Source organism: Paenimyroides marinum (assembly GCF_900108395.1).
In the GTDB taxonomy this organism is placed as follows: Bacteria; Bacteroidota; Bacteroidia; order Flavobacteriales; family Flavobacteriaceae; genus Flavobacterium; species Flavobacterium marinum.
On the sequence record NZ_FNXE01000050.1, the window covers coordinates 1 to 16,616 of the forward strand.

16 protein-coding genes are annotated in these 16,616 nt (G+C 34.9%); 2 read left to right on the forward strand and 14 right to left on the reverse strand.

Annotated elements, in window-relative coordinates; genetic code table 11:
* Nucleotides 1–200 precede the first annotated feature (200 nt).
* The 10 genes from BLW20_RS12815 to porW form a co-directional block, all read right to left on the reverse strand.
* On the reverse strand, nucleotides 201–896 hold the full coding sequence (locus BLW20_RS12815) for a hypothetical protein (RefSeq protein WP_143037801.1): 696 nt from the start codon (nucleotides 894–896) through the stop codon (nucleotides 201–203).
* Between the two features lie 192 nt (nucleotides 897–1,088).
* Complete coding sequence (gene atpG, locus BLW20_RS12820; protein WP_091101924.1) at nucleotides 1,089–1,949, reverse strand: ATP synthase F1 subunit gamma; 861 nt, start codon at nucleotides 1,947–1,949, stop codon at nucleotides 1,089–1,091.
* A gap of 89 nt (nucleotides 1,950–2,038) precedes the next feature.
* Nucleotides 2,039–3,613 (reverse strand): F0F1 ATP synthase subunit alpha, encoded by a 1,575-nt coding sequence (atpA, locus tag BLW20_RS12825; RefSeq protein ID WP_091101927.1) that lies wholly within the window; start codon nucleotides 3,611–3,613, stop codon nucleotides 2,039–2,041.
* Between the two features lie 35 nt (nucleotides 3,614–3,648).
* Nucleotides 3,649–4,182, reverse strand: a complete 534-nt coding sequence (gene atpH, locus BLW20_RS12830; RefSeq protein WP_091101931.1) for an ATP synthase F1 subunit delta — start codon at nucleotides 4,180–4,182, stop codon at nucleotides 3,649–3,651.
* A 9-nt stretch (nucleotides 4,183–4,191) separates the two neighbouring features.
* A complete protein-coding gene (locus tag BLW20_RS12835; protein ID WP_091101934.1) occupies nucleotides 4,192–4,692 on the reverse strand; it encodes a F0F1 ATP synthase subunit B in 501 nt (166 codons plus the stop codon).
* 97 nt (nucleotides 4,693–4,789) lie between these two features.
* Nucleotides 4,790–4,984, reverse strand: a complete 195-nt coding sequence (locus tag BLW20_RS12840) for an ATP synthase F0 subunit C (protein WP_091101938.1) — start codon at nucleotides 4,982–4,984, stop codon at nucleotides 4,790–4,792.
* Between the two features lie 56 nt (nucleotides 4,985–5,040).
* Nucleotides 5,041–6,198, reverse strand: coding sequence for a F0F1 ATP synthase subunit A (gene atpB, locus BLW20_RS12845; RefSeq protein WP_091101972.1), 1,158 nt, complete (start codon nucleotides 6,196–6,198; stop codon nucleotides 5,041–5,043).
* A gap of 89 nt (nucleotides 6,199–6,287) precedes the next feature.
* Nucleotides 6,288–6,695, reverse strand: coding sequence for a hypothetical protein (locus BLW20_RS12850; RefSeq protein WP_091101943.1), 408 nt, complete (start codon nucleotides 6,693–6,695; stop codon nucleotides 6,288–6,290).
* The gene (locus tag BLW20_RS12855; protein ID WP_091101946.1) at nucleotides 6,688–6,912 is read right to left on the reverse strand and encodes an AtpZ/AtpI family protein; all 225 of its coding nucleotides are present in this window, start codon (nucleotides 6,910–6,912) and stop codon (nucleotides 6,688–6,690) included. The genes BLW20_RS12850 and BLW20_RS12855 overlap by 8 nt, the downstream gene beginning before the upstream one ends.
* A 1-nt stretch (nucleotide 6,913) precedes the next feature.
* Nucleotides 6,914–9,466, reverse strand: coding sequence for a type IX secretion system periplasmic lipoprotein PorW/SprE (gene porW, locus BLW20_RS12860; RefSeq protein WP_143037802.1), 2,553 nt, complete (start codon nucleotides 9,464–9,466; stop codon nucleotides 6,914–6,916).
* A 331-nt stretch (nucleotides 9,467–9,797) separates the two neighbouring features.
* On the opposite strand from porW, the gene BLW20_RS12865 reads away from it, so the two are divergent.
* Nucleotides 9,798–10,205 (forward strand): hypothetical protein, encoded by a 408-nt coding sequence (locus tag BLW20_RS12865; protein ID WP_091101953.1) that lies wholly within the window; start codon nucleotides 9,798–9,800, stop codon nucleotides 10,203–10,205.
* A 50-nt stretch (nucleotides 10,206–10,255) separates the two neighbouring features.
* Here the strand turns inward: BLW20_RS12865 and BLW20_RS12870 are convergent, their stop codons facing one another.
* From BLW20_RS12870 to BLW20_RS12880, 3 genes are all read right to left on the reverse strand, one after another.
* The gene (locus BLW20_RS12870) at nucleotides 10,256–11,503 is read right to left on the reverse strand and encodes a hypothetical protein (protein ID WP_091101957.1); all 1,248 of its coding nucleotides are present in this window, start codon (nucleotides 11,501–11,503) and stop codon (nucleotides 10,256–10,258) included.
* A gap of 110 nt (nucleotides 11,504–11,613) precedes the next feature.
* Nucleotides 11,614–13,527, reverse strand: coding sequence for an OmpA family protein (locus BLW20_RS12875; protein ID WP_091101960.1), 1,914 nt, complete (start codon nucleotides 13,525–13,527; stop codon nucleotides 11,614–11,616).
* Between the two features lie 17 nt (nucleotides 13,528–13,544).
* Nucleotides 13,545–14,471, reverse strand: coding sequence for a PorP/SprF family type IX secretion system membrane protein (locus BLW20_RS12880; protein ID WP_091101963.1), 927 nt, complete (start codon nucleotides 14,469–14,471; stop codon nucleotides 13,545–13,547).
* Nucleotides 14,472–14,707: 236 nt separating this feature from the next.
* Here BLW20_RS12880 and hflX point away from each other — a divergent pair, with 236 nt between their 5' ends.
* A complete protein-coding gene (gene hflX, locus BLW20_RS12885) occupies nucleotides 14,708–15,934 on the forward strand; it encodes a GTPase HflX (RefSeq protein WP_091101966.1) in 1,227 nt (408 codons plus the stop codon).
* Between the two features lie 204 nt (nucleotides 15,935–16,138).
* Here hflX and BLW20_RS12890 read toward each other — a convergent pair whose 3' ends face one another.
* Nucleotides 16,139–16,564: a hypothetical protein gene (locus tag BLW20_RS12890; protein ID WP_143037803.1), complete on the reverse strand. Its 426-nt coding sequence runs from the start codon at nucleotides 16,562–16,564 to the stop codon at nucleotides 16,139–16,141.
* Nucleotides 16,565–16,616: the final 52 nt, after the last annotated feature.

Below are 16,616 nucleotides of genomic sequence, written 5' to 3' on the forward strand. Positions count from 1 at the left end.
GCATTGGTCAGAATACACCTGATCAGCCACGTTGATGTGTTTTGGATGGTGCAAAATAGCCGAAGGACATACCAAAAACGAAAAAAGCGAAATAAATCACCCTGCCTTCAGACTTCTTTGTTCTAAAATAAGGGGGAGGTGGGTTTTGGGGAAACTAAAAAGATGTATTGATATTCAATAGATTAGCAACTAATTTTGCCCTATTTGAAAGATTGCCCGTTTAGTAGTGATTTTTTATAATCATCCTTGCATTTATTCATACCCTTATTATATTCATTTTCTGCATTATTAGCTCCATTATATTTTTCTATTCCATCCTCACTATCTTTTAATTCTTTTAAAGTGGTAACATACTTATCTGACACACCATCTTTACAAGTACCAAAAGTGTATTCACAAGGACCTGTGGTAGTAGTCGTATTTTCGGGGAATAACCATTTTTCAACACGAACTTTTACCTGTGAAATAGGAGCATCTTCAATATAACTAAAAACTTCTGGAAATTCTTCGTATTTTTGACCTACTAAATTTAGTACAGTATTAATTTCTAAAATAGCTTCGTCGTAATCTGAAAATTCAGTTGAATCAAGGTTAGAAGCTACCCAAGTAGTTAATTTATAATAAGTATCAATATCATCATAATCCCCATTAAAGCGTAATTTCGCATTTAATTCATTTTGAGCTATAGTCGTATTAATAAATAAATTAGAATTGACATAATCATAAAATAGTTGATCAATACTATCATCAATTGTAGGTTGATAATCAGAATTTACTGATTTCAATTGATTTGTAGAGACTTCATTACTGTTGTTAAATACCCCAACACCCTCTGAAGGTTCATTAGTGCATGCAGCTAAAAAAGCAATCGAGCAAAGCATTAAATTTTTTTTCATTTTCATTAAGAATTTAAATTAATTGCTCAATAATAATAATAATACAAAACAATTTTTTTTGTTAAATTTAATTTATATACTTTCTACAAATATATTTTTTAGACCTAATAGAAATAACTTAATTAAAAATCAATTAAAAAAACCTTTACCAACTAAGATAAAGGTTTTTAAAATATGTTTTAAAAAAACGTGTTAATTATTCAATGCTTCGGCTCCACCAACGATTTCTAAGATTTCGTTTGTAATAGCAGCCTGACGTGCTTTATTATACGTTAATTTTAACTGATCGCGTAAATCTTTCGCATTGTCGGTTGCTTTGTGCATAGCCGTCATACGTGCCCCGTGCTCAGCCGCATTAGAGTCTAACACTGCTTTGTACAACTGCGTTTTTAACGATGTTGGGATTAAATTTAAAATGATTTCTTCTTTAGAAGGCTCATAAATATAATCTACCGATGCATTTGAAGTTTTTTCGATTGGTTTTAACGGCAAAAACTGCTCTGTTTGTACAATTTGCGTGGCAGCGTTTTTAAACTGATTGTAAACCAATTCTACTTTATCGTAAGTACCTTCAATAAAAGCGTCCATAATTTGCTGTGCAACTGCTTCCACATTCACAAACGTTAAAGCATCGAACAAATCACTGCGGTTAGCTAAAACAGTTTCTGTTTTACCAACAATATCGTAACCTTTTTTACCAATTGTCAATACATCAACATTTTTACCCGCATACGTTGTATCAATCAGCGTACGTGTTGCTTTAATCACATTTGCATTAAAAGCACCACACAAACCACGGTTTGATGTAACCACAACCAATAAAACGTTGTTTACTTCGCGTTGTTCGGCATAAACACCTGCTGCATCGCCTTCCAGTGTTGAACTGATGTTCTGAATTAATTCGGTTAATTTCTCTGCATACGGACGCATTGCTGTAATAGCATCTTGCGCTTTCTTTAATTTTGCCGCAGAAACCATCTTCATGGCAGAAGTAATCTGCATGGTAGATGATACCGAATTGATTCTGTTACGTATTTCTTTTAAGTTTGCCATTTTTTAAAATGTATATTGTAAAATTGTATATTGTAAAGGCATCTAAAATTAGCTTGATACATTTTACAATATACAATATACTTTTAAAATTAGTATTTAGACGATACTTCTTTTGCTACTTTTTCTAATGTAGCTGTAACTTCGTCAGACAAGTTTCCTGATTTCAAGGCATTCAATGTATCACGGTGCGATAAATTCAATACTTGTAAAAATTCTTTTTCAAATTCTTTTACTTTTTCTACAGGAACATTGCGCAATAAGTTTTTAGAACCTGCATAGATAATCGCAATTTGATCTTCTACGGTATAAGGATCGTTAACTGTTTGTTTTAAGATTTCTACGTTACGCTTACCTTTCTCGATTACGTTCATTGTAGCCGCATCCAAATCAGAACCAAATTTCGCGAAAGCTTCTAACTCACGGAATTGTGCCTGGTCTAATTTCAATGTGCCGGCAACTTTTTTCATTGATTTGATTTGTGCATTACCACCTACACGAGATACCGAAATACCCACGTTGATTGCCGGACGTACACCAGAGTTGAACAAGTCAGACTCTAAGAAAATCTGTCCGTCTGTAATCGAAATTACGTTGGTTGGGATATATGCAGAAACGTCACCAGCCTGTGTTTCGATAATTGGTAAAGCAGTTAATGAACCGCCACCTTTAACGATTGGCTTTAATGATTCTGGTAAATCGTTCATTGTTTTTGCAATCTCATCATCTGCGATTACTTTAGCCGCACGCTCTAATAAACGAGAGTGAAGATAGAAAACGTCACCAGGATATGCCTCACGACCTGGTGGACGACGTAAGATCAATGACATTTCACGGTAAGCCACCGCTTGTTTAGATAAATCATCATAAACAATTAATGCAGGGCGACCTGTGTCACGGAAATATTCACCAATTGCAGCACCCGCCATTGGAGCGTACACTTGCATTGGTGCAGGGTCAGAAGCGTTTGCAGCAACAATGATTGAATAAGCCATTGCTCCTTTTTCTTCTAAGGTTTTTGCAATATTAGCTACAGTAGATGCTTTTTGACCTACGGCAACATAGATACAATAAACCGGTTTTCCGGCATCGTAAAACTCTTTTTGATTTAAAATCGTATCGATACAAACGGTTGTTTTACCTGTTTGACGGTCACCAATAACCAACTCACGTTGCCCGCGACCTACCGGAATCATTGCATCAATAGCTTTGATACCTGTCTGCATTGGCTCGGTTACCGGCTGACGGAAAATAACTCCCGGTGCTTTACGCTCAATTGGCATTTCGTATAACTCACCAGAGACAGGACCTTTACCATCGATTGGGTTACCTAAAGTATCAACCACACGTCCTAACATTCCTTCACCTACTTTGATTGAGGCAATACGACCTGTTCTTTTTACAATAGAACCCTCGCTAACTCCAGTAGAAGGACCGAACAAAACGATACCAACGTTATCTTCCTCTAAGTTTTGTACCATTGCTTCTAATCCGTTTTCGAACTGAACCAACTCACCATACTGTGCGTTTGCTAATCCGTGAACACGTGCAATACCATCTCCTATCTCTAAAACGGTACCAACTTCTTCTACAGATGCTTCTGTTCCAAAACCAGATAACTGTTTCTTTAAAATTGCTGAAATTTCAGCAGGATTAATTTCTGCCATTTTTATCTATTTTATCACGTTAAACGTGTGTGATTTTAATTATTAAATTCTCTTTTTAACTGACTTAATTTGTTTGCAATAGAGGCATTGAACTGCATATCGCCTAAACGAATGATAAAACCGCCGATGATGTCAGGATTTACTTCGTTTACAATTGTAACTTCCTTATCAGAAATTTGTTTGATTTTTGCTAATATTTGCGTTTCTAACGCTGCTGTTAAAGGGGTAGCTGTTGTTACATAAGCTACTTGAATTCCTTTTAATTCATCGTATAAAACGGCAAATTGTGCGGCAATTGCTTCTAAAATATCTAAACGCTTGTTTTGTAATAAAACCGAAAATAAGTTTTTAGTATCTGCGTTAGCCGAAGCAAAAATTTCGTTTAAGGCAGCCAACTTAGAAGATCCTTTAATGATTGGATTTTCTAAAAATAACTTTAACTCGTTGCTTTGTGTAATAGCATCAGATATGTTTTTCATATCGGTGCTTACCACATCTGCATTTCCTTTTGCGTTAGACACGTCAAGAATTGCTTTAGCATATCTTACCGCTGCTCTTGTTCCCGTCATAACGTAGTATTAGTTTAATTTAATATCGTTTAATAATGATCCCACCAATTGCTCTTGTGCTTGTTTATCAGCCAACTGACCTTTTAACAATTTTTCAGCAATATCAATTGATAAGGTAGATACCTGATTTTTGATATCGGCAACTGCTGCGTTCTTCTCGCTTTGAATTGTTGCTTGTGCTTGTGCAATCATTTGTGCACCTGCAGCCTGAGCTTCTTCTTTAGCTTCAGCAATCATTTTATCTTTCATTTCACGGGCTTCCTTCAACATTACGTCGCGTTCTGCACGAGCTTCAGCTAACAACTTTTCGTTGTCTGCTTTTAAGTTGGTTAATTCTCTTTTAGCGTTTTCAGCTGCAGCTAAAGCATCTGCTATACCTTCTTCACGGGCTTCTAACGCGTTAACGATTGGTTTCCAGGCAAATTTTCCTAATAAGAAAATAATCACCAATAAAATAATAGCTTGCCAAAAGAATAAACCCCAACTAAAATCGTGAATTAATTTGTCCATTGTATCTTAAAAAAATATGAATTTATACTAATTAATTTTTGTTTAATTAAACAATATCTGCAACCAACCGTTACAGATATTGCTTTAATTTTTGTGATTATTTTCCTAAGATTAAAGCACCGAATGCTAAACCTTCTAATAATGCACCAATGATAATCATTGCAGTTTGGATTTTCCCTGCTGCTTCTGGTTGACGAGCGATAGCGTCCATTGCAGAACCACCGATTTTACCTAAACCGATACCAGCTCCGATAACGATTAAACCTGCTCCTACTAAACCTGGAATTGTCATAATAAATGAATTTATATATAATTAAACAAAATTTTAATACTCAAATACGTTATATCTTAATGATGATCGTGTTCCTGAACTGCCGAACCAATAAACAACGATGATAACATTGTAAAGATAAAGGCTTGCAAGAATGCTACTAAAATTTCTAACACAGTTAAAAATGTTGTTAGCAAGAACGATACACCTACTGCCCCCGGCGTTGATAATGTTTCTTTCATTAAAAATGCCACTGCAATTAACCCCATTACTACCGAGTGACCTGCTGTAATGTTGGCAAACAAACGAATTAATAATGAGAATGGTTTTGTGAACATACCTAAAATTTCAATAGGCATTAATACAATCTTCATTGGAACCGGTACACCCGGCATCCAGAAAATGTGTTTCCAGTAATCTGCGTTTCCGCTGAAATTAACATATAAAAAGGTAAAGATCGCTAAACAAACGGTTACCGAAATATTTCCGGTTACGTTTAAACCAAGCGGTGTTAAACCTAATAAGTTTAATAAAAAGATTAAAAAGAAAACCGATAGTAAATACGGCATATACTTTTTATATTTTTTATCGCCAATGTTAGGACGTGCCATTTCATCGCGAACGTAAATAACCAATGGTTCTAAAGCACGACCAAGACCTTTTGGCAGGTTGTTTGGAGATGATTTGTACGTTCTTGCCAATGCGGTAAATCCTAAAAACAATAAGATCGTTGCCAACAACAAACCTGCTACGTTTTTGGTGATTGATGCATCAAAAGGTTTTTCAACTGTTGGGTGATGATGTTCATCTAATTTTAAATCTCCTTCGGCATTGGTTTTATAAATTTTACCGTGGTGGTATTTATAATGTTGTCCGTCTTTTTCTACAACTTTACCGTTATACACAAAATCTTCTGAAGACATAAACACTTTTAGTCCGTTATCAATCAAAATAACTGGTAAAGCAAACCCATAATGTCTGTGTGCTTCTTTATCCGCATAAAACGAATAAAAATGATCGTCCATTAAGTGGTGTTGTGTAAAATTGTGGACAAACTCTTTATCTGTTTCTTCAGCATGCTGCCCTTCAGCGTGAACTTCATGTGCAGTTTCTGTAGTAACAGTTTGCAACGAATCATGTGCCGAAACAACCGGAGTTTCTGCACTTGACACTAATGGCATCAAGGCAAATAAAGCCGCTGTTAATAATTGAAGTGATTTTTTAATCGTCACCATACCGTGGTTAAATTTTTTACGTTTCAAAAATTTTGTGCAAAAATACAATAATTATCCGTTCAGCACAGAACTATTTCAACTTTTTTTCTCTATTTATTTTTAGACGGATATGTTTGATTTAAAACACGATAGGTTACATAGACGTCATAAAACATAAAAAGAAAGAAAACAATTAGAAAATTATATTTAAAAAAACTGGTTTCATCACTGGTATTCAGCACCGGACGCAGCATTAAATAATTTACCGCGATTTTTAATGTTAAAAAGCCTAAAAATACAAAACCTAAATTGTTTGGCATGGTATGACCAATACCCACCACAGCAATTACTACTAAAGCCGACAGCAAAAACTGTAAGGCATAGATTTGCCACAGCTGCATGTGAGCCGTGTCCCATAACGGTAATTCTTTGGTGATGGAATGATACAAAAAGTGTAGCCCTAAGGTAATTAACGACAACAATACCAACTGACCCAAATACGGAAATGCTTTACCCATTTTTATTTAATTTATTAACCTGACTGATGACTTGATACAAAGCCACAAAAATTCCGAGCAAAGTTACACTTTTTGTGCCCCATTCATTCGCAATAAGATATTTTTTATCTAACCAGTTTCCCAATTTGTAAAACAAGTAAATGGTTACGCCCATTTGAAAAGGAATCGATGTAAAAATTAACCATTTGCTTGTATTACCCGGTTTTTTTGGCTGCATCTTATTTTCCGGCTTCTTTTATGTATTCTTCCCAGTTTTTCTTAATCAATACCACTGCGTAATCTTCGGTACTTATCAATACAGGATTCAATTTTATTCCGTATTCCGATTCCAATTCAAGGTACATTTGCGCCGATTTTGCAATATTCCCCGATTTTACTCCGTGCAGTACAAAGAAAATGGTATTATCATTATACATATCGGCACTAAAAATTAAACCGGTATGACGGCGGTCGTTCGCATATTGCTCTAATTTTGCTTTTAACGCCTGACCTTCTTCTGTTAAAGGATAACTTGCCGTGTAAACCATTTTTATGTTTTTAGACAAATCACGTTTAAAGGTCATGTTTTGCAACTTAGGTAAATCTTTGGCAATAATGCGTTCTGCTTCTTTTCCTTCTTTTGTAGTTGGATAAGTCAAGGCAACGTATTCCAATGCTTCGCGATAGTTAGTCAATCCGCGTAATTTACCAATGGTCATTGCTTTTAGCAATTCAAATTTACTTACAATCCCATCGCCAATAACCGCAGGTATTTTTGCATCAAGTTCCTGCAACGTTTCATAATATGCGCCATTTGCATATAAACGATATACTTTATTGTAATCATCTAACGGCGAACCTTCGGCAGAAACAGCCGTATTTGGATTTAAAGCCACTTGGGTGTAACGTGAATTTGGGTGATTTGTTTTTAAATCGTCTAACATAGCCTGAGCTTTTGCAGGATTTGTTTTCAGATAGATTTTATACAGATGGTATTTTGCAGGTTCAATCAGACCTACTTCAGGATCAATTGCCAACAAATGTTCTAATTTTCCGGCTGCTACTTCATATTCTTCCAAACGATCACTGTATAATAATCCCAATTGATAATACGCATTATCGCGTTCCACTTTTAAATTCTTCAGTTCAAGGCTATCGGTTGGAATCTGTTTCAGATAAAAATCAACATTGTAACGTGCCTCTTCAGCAGCAGTGTTTGATGCTGTTTGATTGCTATTCAGCGTATCGTTTGCCTGTTGGGTATTTGAAACAACCGATGCCGCAGAACCCGACGCAATTGATGACCAGCGCCAGTTATCTGTTAACGGACGATTGCCCCATTTTTTGTTAAAATCATTTATACCTTGTTGAACAGTTGCGGTATTGTAAAAATAAAAGTTTGATGACGATCCCACAGTTGGTACCGTACCTGCTGTTTGTTGATTTTGCTGTGAAGCTACTTGCTGTGCTTTGGCATCTTCTGCTTTTAATTTCTCAATTAATTTTTCTATTTCTTGTCTTTGTTGCGATGCGTCTTTTCCTACTAAATTCAGGATACTGTCGTTTTTACGGGCAATTTGTTCGTACCGCACAATATCAACCAAATTATTTCTTTTACGTTTTACCTGAACATATTCGCGCGACATTGGGTTCATATAAACCATTGTGGAATCGTAATACATTCCGGCAGTTTCAAACTGTTTTTTCTGATAATAAATATTTGCCAGCTTGTTATAGTTTGATACTTTAATGTATTCGTTATTTTTATTGGTCTTTAACGACATATTGTAATCTTTAATGGCACGATCGCTTAAACCATAAGATTCGTGCATTACTCCTAATTGGTGGAAAATAATATCAGAATACGCACGGTTCTCCCGGTCGTTTAACAGCGATAAGTATTGGCGTACAAAAGCAGTAGTATCAATTGCATTTATATCCTGATTGGCAAATTTTTCGGCATGGGCATTAATCACCAATGCACGTGAAATTCTTCTGTTGTAATCTATAACATCCTGAAAGTTTTTAACTGCATCGGATTTCTGACCGGTTTTGCTGTTTAATTGTCCCAGAATATAAGTATATCGGGCTTTTTCGTCGGTATCACTTGTTAAATCGATTGCTTGCTGCAATGGAATTTTAGCAGAATCTAAATGTTCTAAATGAATGTATCCTTGAGCCAATGTGGCATAAGCATCGGCTTTGGTTTGCTTTTTCATTGCCTCTTCGCTGTCTTTGAATATCTTTTTAAGATTTTGGATTGCCAAACCGTAATATTCTAATTTTAAGTTTGTTTTTTCTTTCCAAACCAAAGCATCGTAGAACAAATCACTATCGGGATATTTTAAAATGATGTAGTTAAAGGCTTCAATTGCCGGCACAAACCGTAAATCCTGATAACGTGCCTTACCCAAAAGCATATAAGCTTCGTCCATTTGCGGGTTGTGCTCTTTCCCGGCAACATTTATAGAATGTTTCTGTGCTGCTTTTACCGCTTTATCTTCGGCCCGTTGAAAATGCGGATTTTTTTCTGTTTCTCCTGTAATAATCAATGCTTTTTCATCTTTTTGAATCGGCTCAAGAGTTATGATGTCAGAAAAATCATCGACATATTTCTTTTTTAATTCCATTATCCCCCGATCATAAGCTGTGGTACCGTTATAAAGCACATTGTATTTGGTATTTGTAGCATGGAATTTTTTGTTCATAAAACCGGCTTTTTCAGTAGAACAAGCCACTGCTATAAACAGCATTAACAAAACAAAAGCGTATTTAGAGAAAACAGTTTTCAATAGAATGATTTTTTTAAATAACTGAAAAATACAGTTTTTCGTATATATAATTACCGAAAAAACTTAATATACTGTACTTTAATGTGTAAAAATAAGAAAACAGATTTTATTTTTCATAATAAAACTAAACTTAAAAAAATCGCTCTAAAATTAGAGCGATTTTTTCTCATAGCATCTCTGCTAATCATTCATCTAACCAAATACTATAAATTATGAAAAAACTTTCTCCGAATATATCAATTATAATATTACTTAACAACTTTTTATTTGATTATTTGACCCGAAAACAAATAAAAATTTGCTTTAACTTTGTTGCTTTAATTTTTTAAAAATGAAAAAGGATATTGAGTTTCCAAAATCGGAAAATGTTTTTTTAGCTGCCATTCCACAGTGGAACGATGATTTTCAAGAAGAAAGTTGGTATGTTTACCTGATAAACCAGACCAATGAAGATTTAGAAATGGTTTTAGCCGTTTCGCGTGCTTACGGAATAATTGATAACGAACAGCGTAAAACAGGTACATTTCGCCACGCCTTTGATAAAATTTCTGCCAACAGCCAAACAAAAATAGAATTGTTAGAAAACAACGTATTACAATTAAATAATGAATTTGCAGTTACGTATTTTTTAAACGGCAAATTGTTCGACAAAAAATTTGTTTTTAAAACCAACACCATCAACAAAAAAGCATTAAGCGACATTCCCGGAACTGATTTAAGAGGGGTTTTGTTAAAATAGAAAAACAGGTGTAACACCTGTTTTTCTATTTTTATTTATTTGATTTGATTTTATCTACTACGGCTCATTCCACTTCCAGACGAACTTCTTCCACTGCTCATTGAGCCACTGCTTCTGCTCATTGAAGGTGCCGAACTTCTACTCATAGTTGGTGCAGAGCTACGGCTCATTGTTGGAGCTGAACTTCTTGAAATATTTGATGAAGAAGACCGCGAACTGCTTGGTTGACTAATACTTCTGCTTGGTTGCGAAGATATTTTTGACGAACGTTCAATTCTTGAATTAGACGGTGAAATAGTTCTGCTGTTCGTTGACGAGTTTAATCGTGAATTTGAATTTCTTGATGTTTGAATTGTTGAACGGTTTACATTCGAATTTACGTTTGAACGACTTCTTGAAAACTCTTCGGTCGATACTCGTTGTCTTCCTGAATTTATGGTTGAAGTTTTGTTTGAGTTATTAACACGGCTGTTTTGAATGGCTTTATCTCTTGTACCTGTGGTCCGTACACGATTGGTTGTTTGCAAGGTGTTAGAACGTGAAGTTCCTCTGCTTGTTTCCAATGCTCTACGATTGGTCACATTTTCGTTTCGGCTTGCAAAAGAACGGTTTGGTTTTTGACGTTCTAATGAATTTCCTCTTACATTGCTGTACATACGGTCGGCACGGACTAAACGACGGTTATCTGTATAAGAATATCTGTTTCTGCGATCTATATGAGAATAGATGTGGCTGTGGTATCTAAAAACCGGCATGGGTCTCCAATAAGAATAATATGTTGGATAATATCCCCAATACCAAGGTGAATAATACGGACGGTACGTTGCTAACCAAAACATATCGAAAAACACAGGAGTGGTATAATAATACGGTTCATAAATATAATTTGGTCCGTATATATATGAGTTACCCACAATCTGTACCTGAACGGTTTTATTGCGTTGACGCTCTATTTCTATGGTTGCTACATCCTGAAACATATCCTGACCTAAAACGGCCTGAATTACAATTACGCGAACATCACTCTCACCTACTTCTACTACACGTAAATAATCTACATAATTATCATTATTTAAATCTAAATTCGATATCTGTGTTGAAGGGTCATTTAATCGGCGTTCAAAATCTTCTAAATCTCTGGATTCGCCAAAAATAGATGCCACTGCCTGCAAATCAAGATTATCAGAAATATCGTAATTCTGTGCCACAACAGTTGCATTACTACTGTTGTACTGCGCATTACCAACACTTGCGGTTAGTATGGCTGCTGCTATTAATGCGAATTTAAATATTTTCATTTTTTATTAGTTTTAATTCTGTATTCATTAAATATCAACTACTGTGCCAAAATCATAGACCATAAAAAAAGACCTCATATTAGAGGTCTTTTCAATATAATTTATCTGATTTATTTTTGAGTAATAATAAATTCTGAACGACGGTTAATTGCGTCTTGTTCTGGTGTACAATCTTCTCCGCAATCTACAGCTGGTTGACTTTCACCGTATCCACGTGCTTCTAAACGTGCCGGACTAATTCCTTTAGAAATTACATACTGCATTGTTGAAGTAGCACGTTGTTGAGATAATTTCAAGTTGTAAGCATCGCTTCCTTTATTATCGGTATGCGATTCAATCTTGATTTTCATTGTTGGGTTACGTTGCAAGATCTGTACTAATTTGTTCAATTCGAACGCTCCTTGCTGAGTGATATTGTATTTATCGAACTCGAAATAAATATCACCTAAGATAATTTTAATATCATCTTTAATCAACATTTCAATAGGTCTTAACTCCACATCAATAGGATATTTACCATTGCCCCATTTTTGTAGCTCAACATCTTTACTTTCATACCCTTCAGCTTCCACTTGTAAAGCAAAAACCTTGTTACAATCGGTATCATAACGTACAATTCCATAATCGTCAGTAAAACGGGTTTCAATAATGTTTTTGTCGTAATCTAAGATAGCTACCTGAGCGTCTTTTAAAATAGCACCTGTTTTTTGGTCTTTTACAGTTATCACCATTTCGGTAACACAAACCGGACGTACTTTGTAAATATCATCACGACCTACGCGGTTTGTTGATAAAAAACCTATTCCCTTTTCAGGATAATAAGACAAATGGAAATCGTCTTTTGCCGTATTGATCGGATCACCAATGTTGCGTACTTTCGCATTTGGATCGGTTAGATCGAACATATATAAATCTAAACCACCAAATCCTTTATGAGCGTTTGAAGCAAAGATCAATTTTCCATCTTCTGAAATAAACGGGAACGATTCACGACCTTCGGTATTTACAATGGTTCCCATATTTTCCGGAGTTCCATAAGTTCCGTCTTCGTTCAAATCTACTCTCCAAATATCCATATCCCCTACCGTTCCAGGCATATCAGACGCAAAATAAAGCGTTTTTCCATCAGGTGTAACCGCAGGGTTACTTACCATATAATCCGGTGAATTGAACGGAAGAGGTTCAATGTCTGTCCATTTTTTTCCGTTGTATTTTGCCCGGTAAACACTTACTTTACCTTTCTTTAAACGGTTTTTCTTGTCTTTTTCATATTTTCCGCCACGGAAACTTTCTGTTGCAAAAAACATCGTTTGTCCGTCGGCAGTAATTGTTGTTGGTCCGTCGTGATGTTTGGTGTTTAACTCATCAACCGGTTTAATGTCTTTGAACTTTTCTTCGTCGGCAATATATGTTGCTGCATACACGTTAAGGAAAGGCTGATCATTCCACCCGTATTTCTTTTTAGATTCATCACGTGCCGAAGCAAAATAAAGAATATTATCTGTAGTTAAAACACCGCCAAAATCTGAAAATTGCGAATTGTTCATTCTACTGTCTTCAAAAGTAAACAAAGCTTCCTGACTTCTTAATGCCGGGATATAGTCCGGGTCTTGCATAAAGTCGATAGCACGCGAATCTTCAGGTTTTAGATCGGCAAACTTCTTCATGATTTTGTTTGAACTATCATATCGTCCGCTTGCCTTTAGCATTTGTGCATATTTGTAAAAAACCTCAGCATCTTGATTAGGGTTCAACTCTACCGCTTTAGCATACCATTTTGCAGATTCTACAGTATTAAATAAGTGATAATAACTTTCAGCAAGTTGTAATGCCACATAACTATCTGTTTTTTCACCACGAACTAATTTTTTATAGTGTTCTACGGCTTCAACAAATTCATATCTTTTAAATAATTCGTCAGCATGCTTTAAGCGTTCCTGTGGTGTACTTATAAAAGCTGTATTTTGAGCTTGTACAGTGTATAAAGAGGCTGCCAGTAAAAGTGATAAGTATATTTTTTTCATAATATATATTTAGTAGATTAGAAGAAACGTGGTGAACTTGAAACTTTTTTCTTATAGAAAATATCAAATAAAACAATTACTTCATGAGATCCACTTGTTGAATAATTAAGGTCTGAAGTTATATAATCATATGCGTATCCGATTCTTAATTTTGGGGTAATTTTATAATTTACCATAGCTCCGAATGAATCTTGCAAACGATAAGTTACACCAAATTCTAACTTTTCATCGTATAATGTATTAAGCGAAAAATCTACAGAGACAGGGGATTCAACAGCCATTTTCAGCATAGTAGATGGTTTTAACTTCCACTCTCTGTTTAAATCAAACACATAACCTCCGGTTAAGAACATATGTGCCACATCGGTACCATAAGCCCGGTTGTCTTCTTCGTAATATGCATTTTGCAATAGGTTAGCAACGCTAAAGCCTACATAATATTTATTGGTAAAATAAAATGCCCCTACACCTGCATTAAATAATGTACTACTGCTGTCTTCTGAGAAAATAGGATCTGTTTTGTCGGGTAATGTTCCGTTAATATCACTGTAAAGACCAATATCCAGCATACTTACACTTCCTTTAACACCTAAAGCTAAACTATGCCCTTGTCCTAAGCGGATGGTATAAGACACATCTACGTTTACAGTATTTTCTGATACTGGTCCAATATTATCATTAATAAACGAAGCACCAACACCTAAATTTTTTGCTACCGGCGTATGTAAAAATACTGTTCCGGTTTTTGGAGCATCTTCCATCCCCAGCCATTGCGATCGATATAAAATACCAGTTGACATATATTCATTAATACCAGCATACGCAGGATTTATTATACTCTGATTATACATATACTGTGTGTACTGAGGATCTTGCTGGGCGAACCCCTTTAAACTCCCCAGAAGAATACAAACCACTGCAACAATACTTTTATTTATTTTCATAAGGACAAATTTATGTTTTCAATTTTTACAAAGATAATTTTAATTTTTTTTCTAACATAACTAAGGTAATAAACCTATAAAATCACCCTCTGTTAAGAAATTACTAAAATAACAATATTAATTTAATATAATCAAAAAAAATTTTCATTTTTTAAAAAAAACAATTCTGTTGGGTTTTTACAGTAATCTATTAAAACCTATTTAATAAATTTGCTATAAAGATATAATTGATTTAAATGATAGAAAAAGAAGAGATAATATACGAAAAAGCCGTTTTAGTAGGTATTATAACGCAGCAGCAATCCGAAGAAAAATTGCAGGAATATCTGGATGAATTAGAGTTCCTTACACAGACGGCAGGTGGCGAAGTTATAAAAAGATTTACCCAAAAAATGGATAAACCTAACCCTAAAACATTTGTAGGCACGGGTAAATTAGAAGAGATTGAACTTTATATTGCAGAAAATAAAATTGACACGGTTATTTTTGACGACGAGCTTTCACCTGCCCAGCAAAAAAATTTATCGAAACAACTTGACTGCAAAGTATTAGACCGGACCAATTTAATTTTAGATATTTTTGCTCAACGGGCACAAACATCATATGCCCGTACACAAGTTGAATTGGCCCAGTTTCAATACTTACTACCGCGACTAACCGGTATGTGGACACACTTAGAACGTCAACGAGGTGGTATTGGTATGCGTGGTCCCGGAGAAACAGAAATTGAAACCGACCGCCGTATTGTACGTGACCGCATTGCTTTACTAAAAGAAAAAATCCGTACAATTGACAAACAAATGTCTGTACAGCGTAGTAATCGTGGAGCAATGGTTCGCGTTGCATTAGTAGGATATACCAATGTTGGAAAATCTACCTTAATGAATGCTCTTGGTAAGAGCGAAGTTTTTGTTGAAAACAAACTGTTTGCTACCCTAGACACAACTGTTCGGAAAGTGGTTATTAAAAACCTCCCTTTTTTATTGTCAGATACTGTTGGTTTTATCAGAAAATTGCCTACGCAGCTGGTTGAATCTTTTAAATCTACATTAGATGAAGTTCGGGAGGCCGATTTACTATTACATATTGTAGATATTTCACATCCCGATTTCGAAGATCACATTGAATCAGTCAATCAAATTCTTAAAGATATTAAAAGTGATGATAAATCTACCATCATGGTTTTTAACAAGATTGATGCCTACAAAGCTGAAAAATTTGATGAAGAGGATTTAATAACCGAACGCACTTCTAAGCATTATTCTATTGAAGAGTGGAAAAAAACATGGATGAGTAAAGTGGGCGAAAACAACAGTGTCTTTATTTCGGCAACCGAAAAGAAGAATTTTGAAGAATTGCGCCAAAAGGTTTATGAAGCCGTTAGAAAAATTCACATAAGCCGTTTTCCATACAATAATTTTCTATATCCGGAATACGGTGAAAATGATGCACATGAAGAATAAAAAAAGCTGCCCTTTCCGAGGGCACTGAAAAACTATACTCATATCAAAAAAAAGAGCATTTTTACAGTAAAAATGCTCTTTTTTAGCTTGTTATAATATTGAAAATCAATAGAATAAATTCTATTTGTTTTCATTGCATCCTCCTATTTCCTTCATCAAAAGACTTTTTCAGTGGCCTTGCCCTTTCCGGACAACTTTTTTATTCTACTTTCTAGCTTTAAGCCTGGCTTGTAATGTTTCCCATATAAGGGTTTCATCATATTTTTTCAAAAGTTCATTTCGGATCTCCTGAATAGCATTATTTCTATCTTTAATTAAAGTACTTAATTCAACCATATCTTTATATGTTTGTAATGCTTCATCTGCAGAACTAAACTCAGTTTTAGAAAAATTCTTACTTAACCAACGTTCTTTATCCTTACTTTTTTGAAATTTATTCCTTTGTTTATAATCATTAAACTTAGAATTAAAATTTTTATTGGCAAGTTCGTAATTGCGTCCATCTTCAGAACTAACGGCTTTCAGGTATTCTTGTTCATATTTTAAAAATAATTCATCTGTTTCTATAGCGTTTTGAGCATATATATTCAAAGAAGCCATCAAAATAATTATATATATAAGCTTTTTCATCGTTTTTGAGTTTAGATTATTTTACTTCGTACATTAACTGAATCCAATCTTG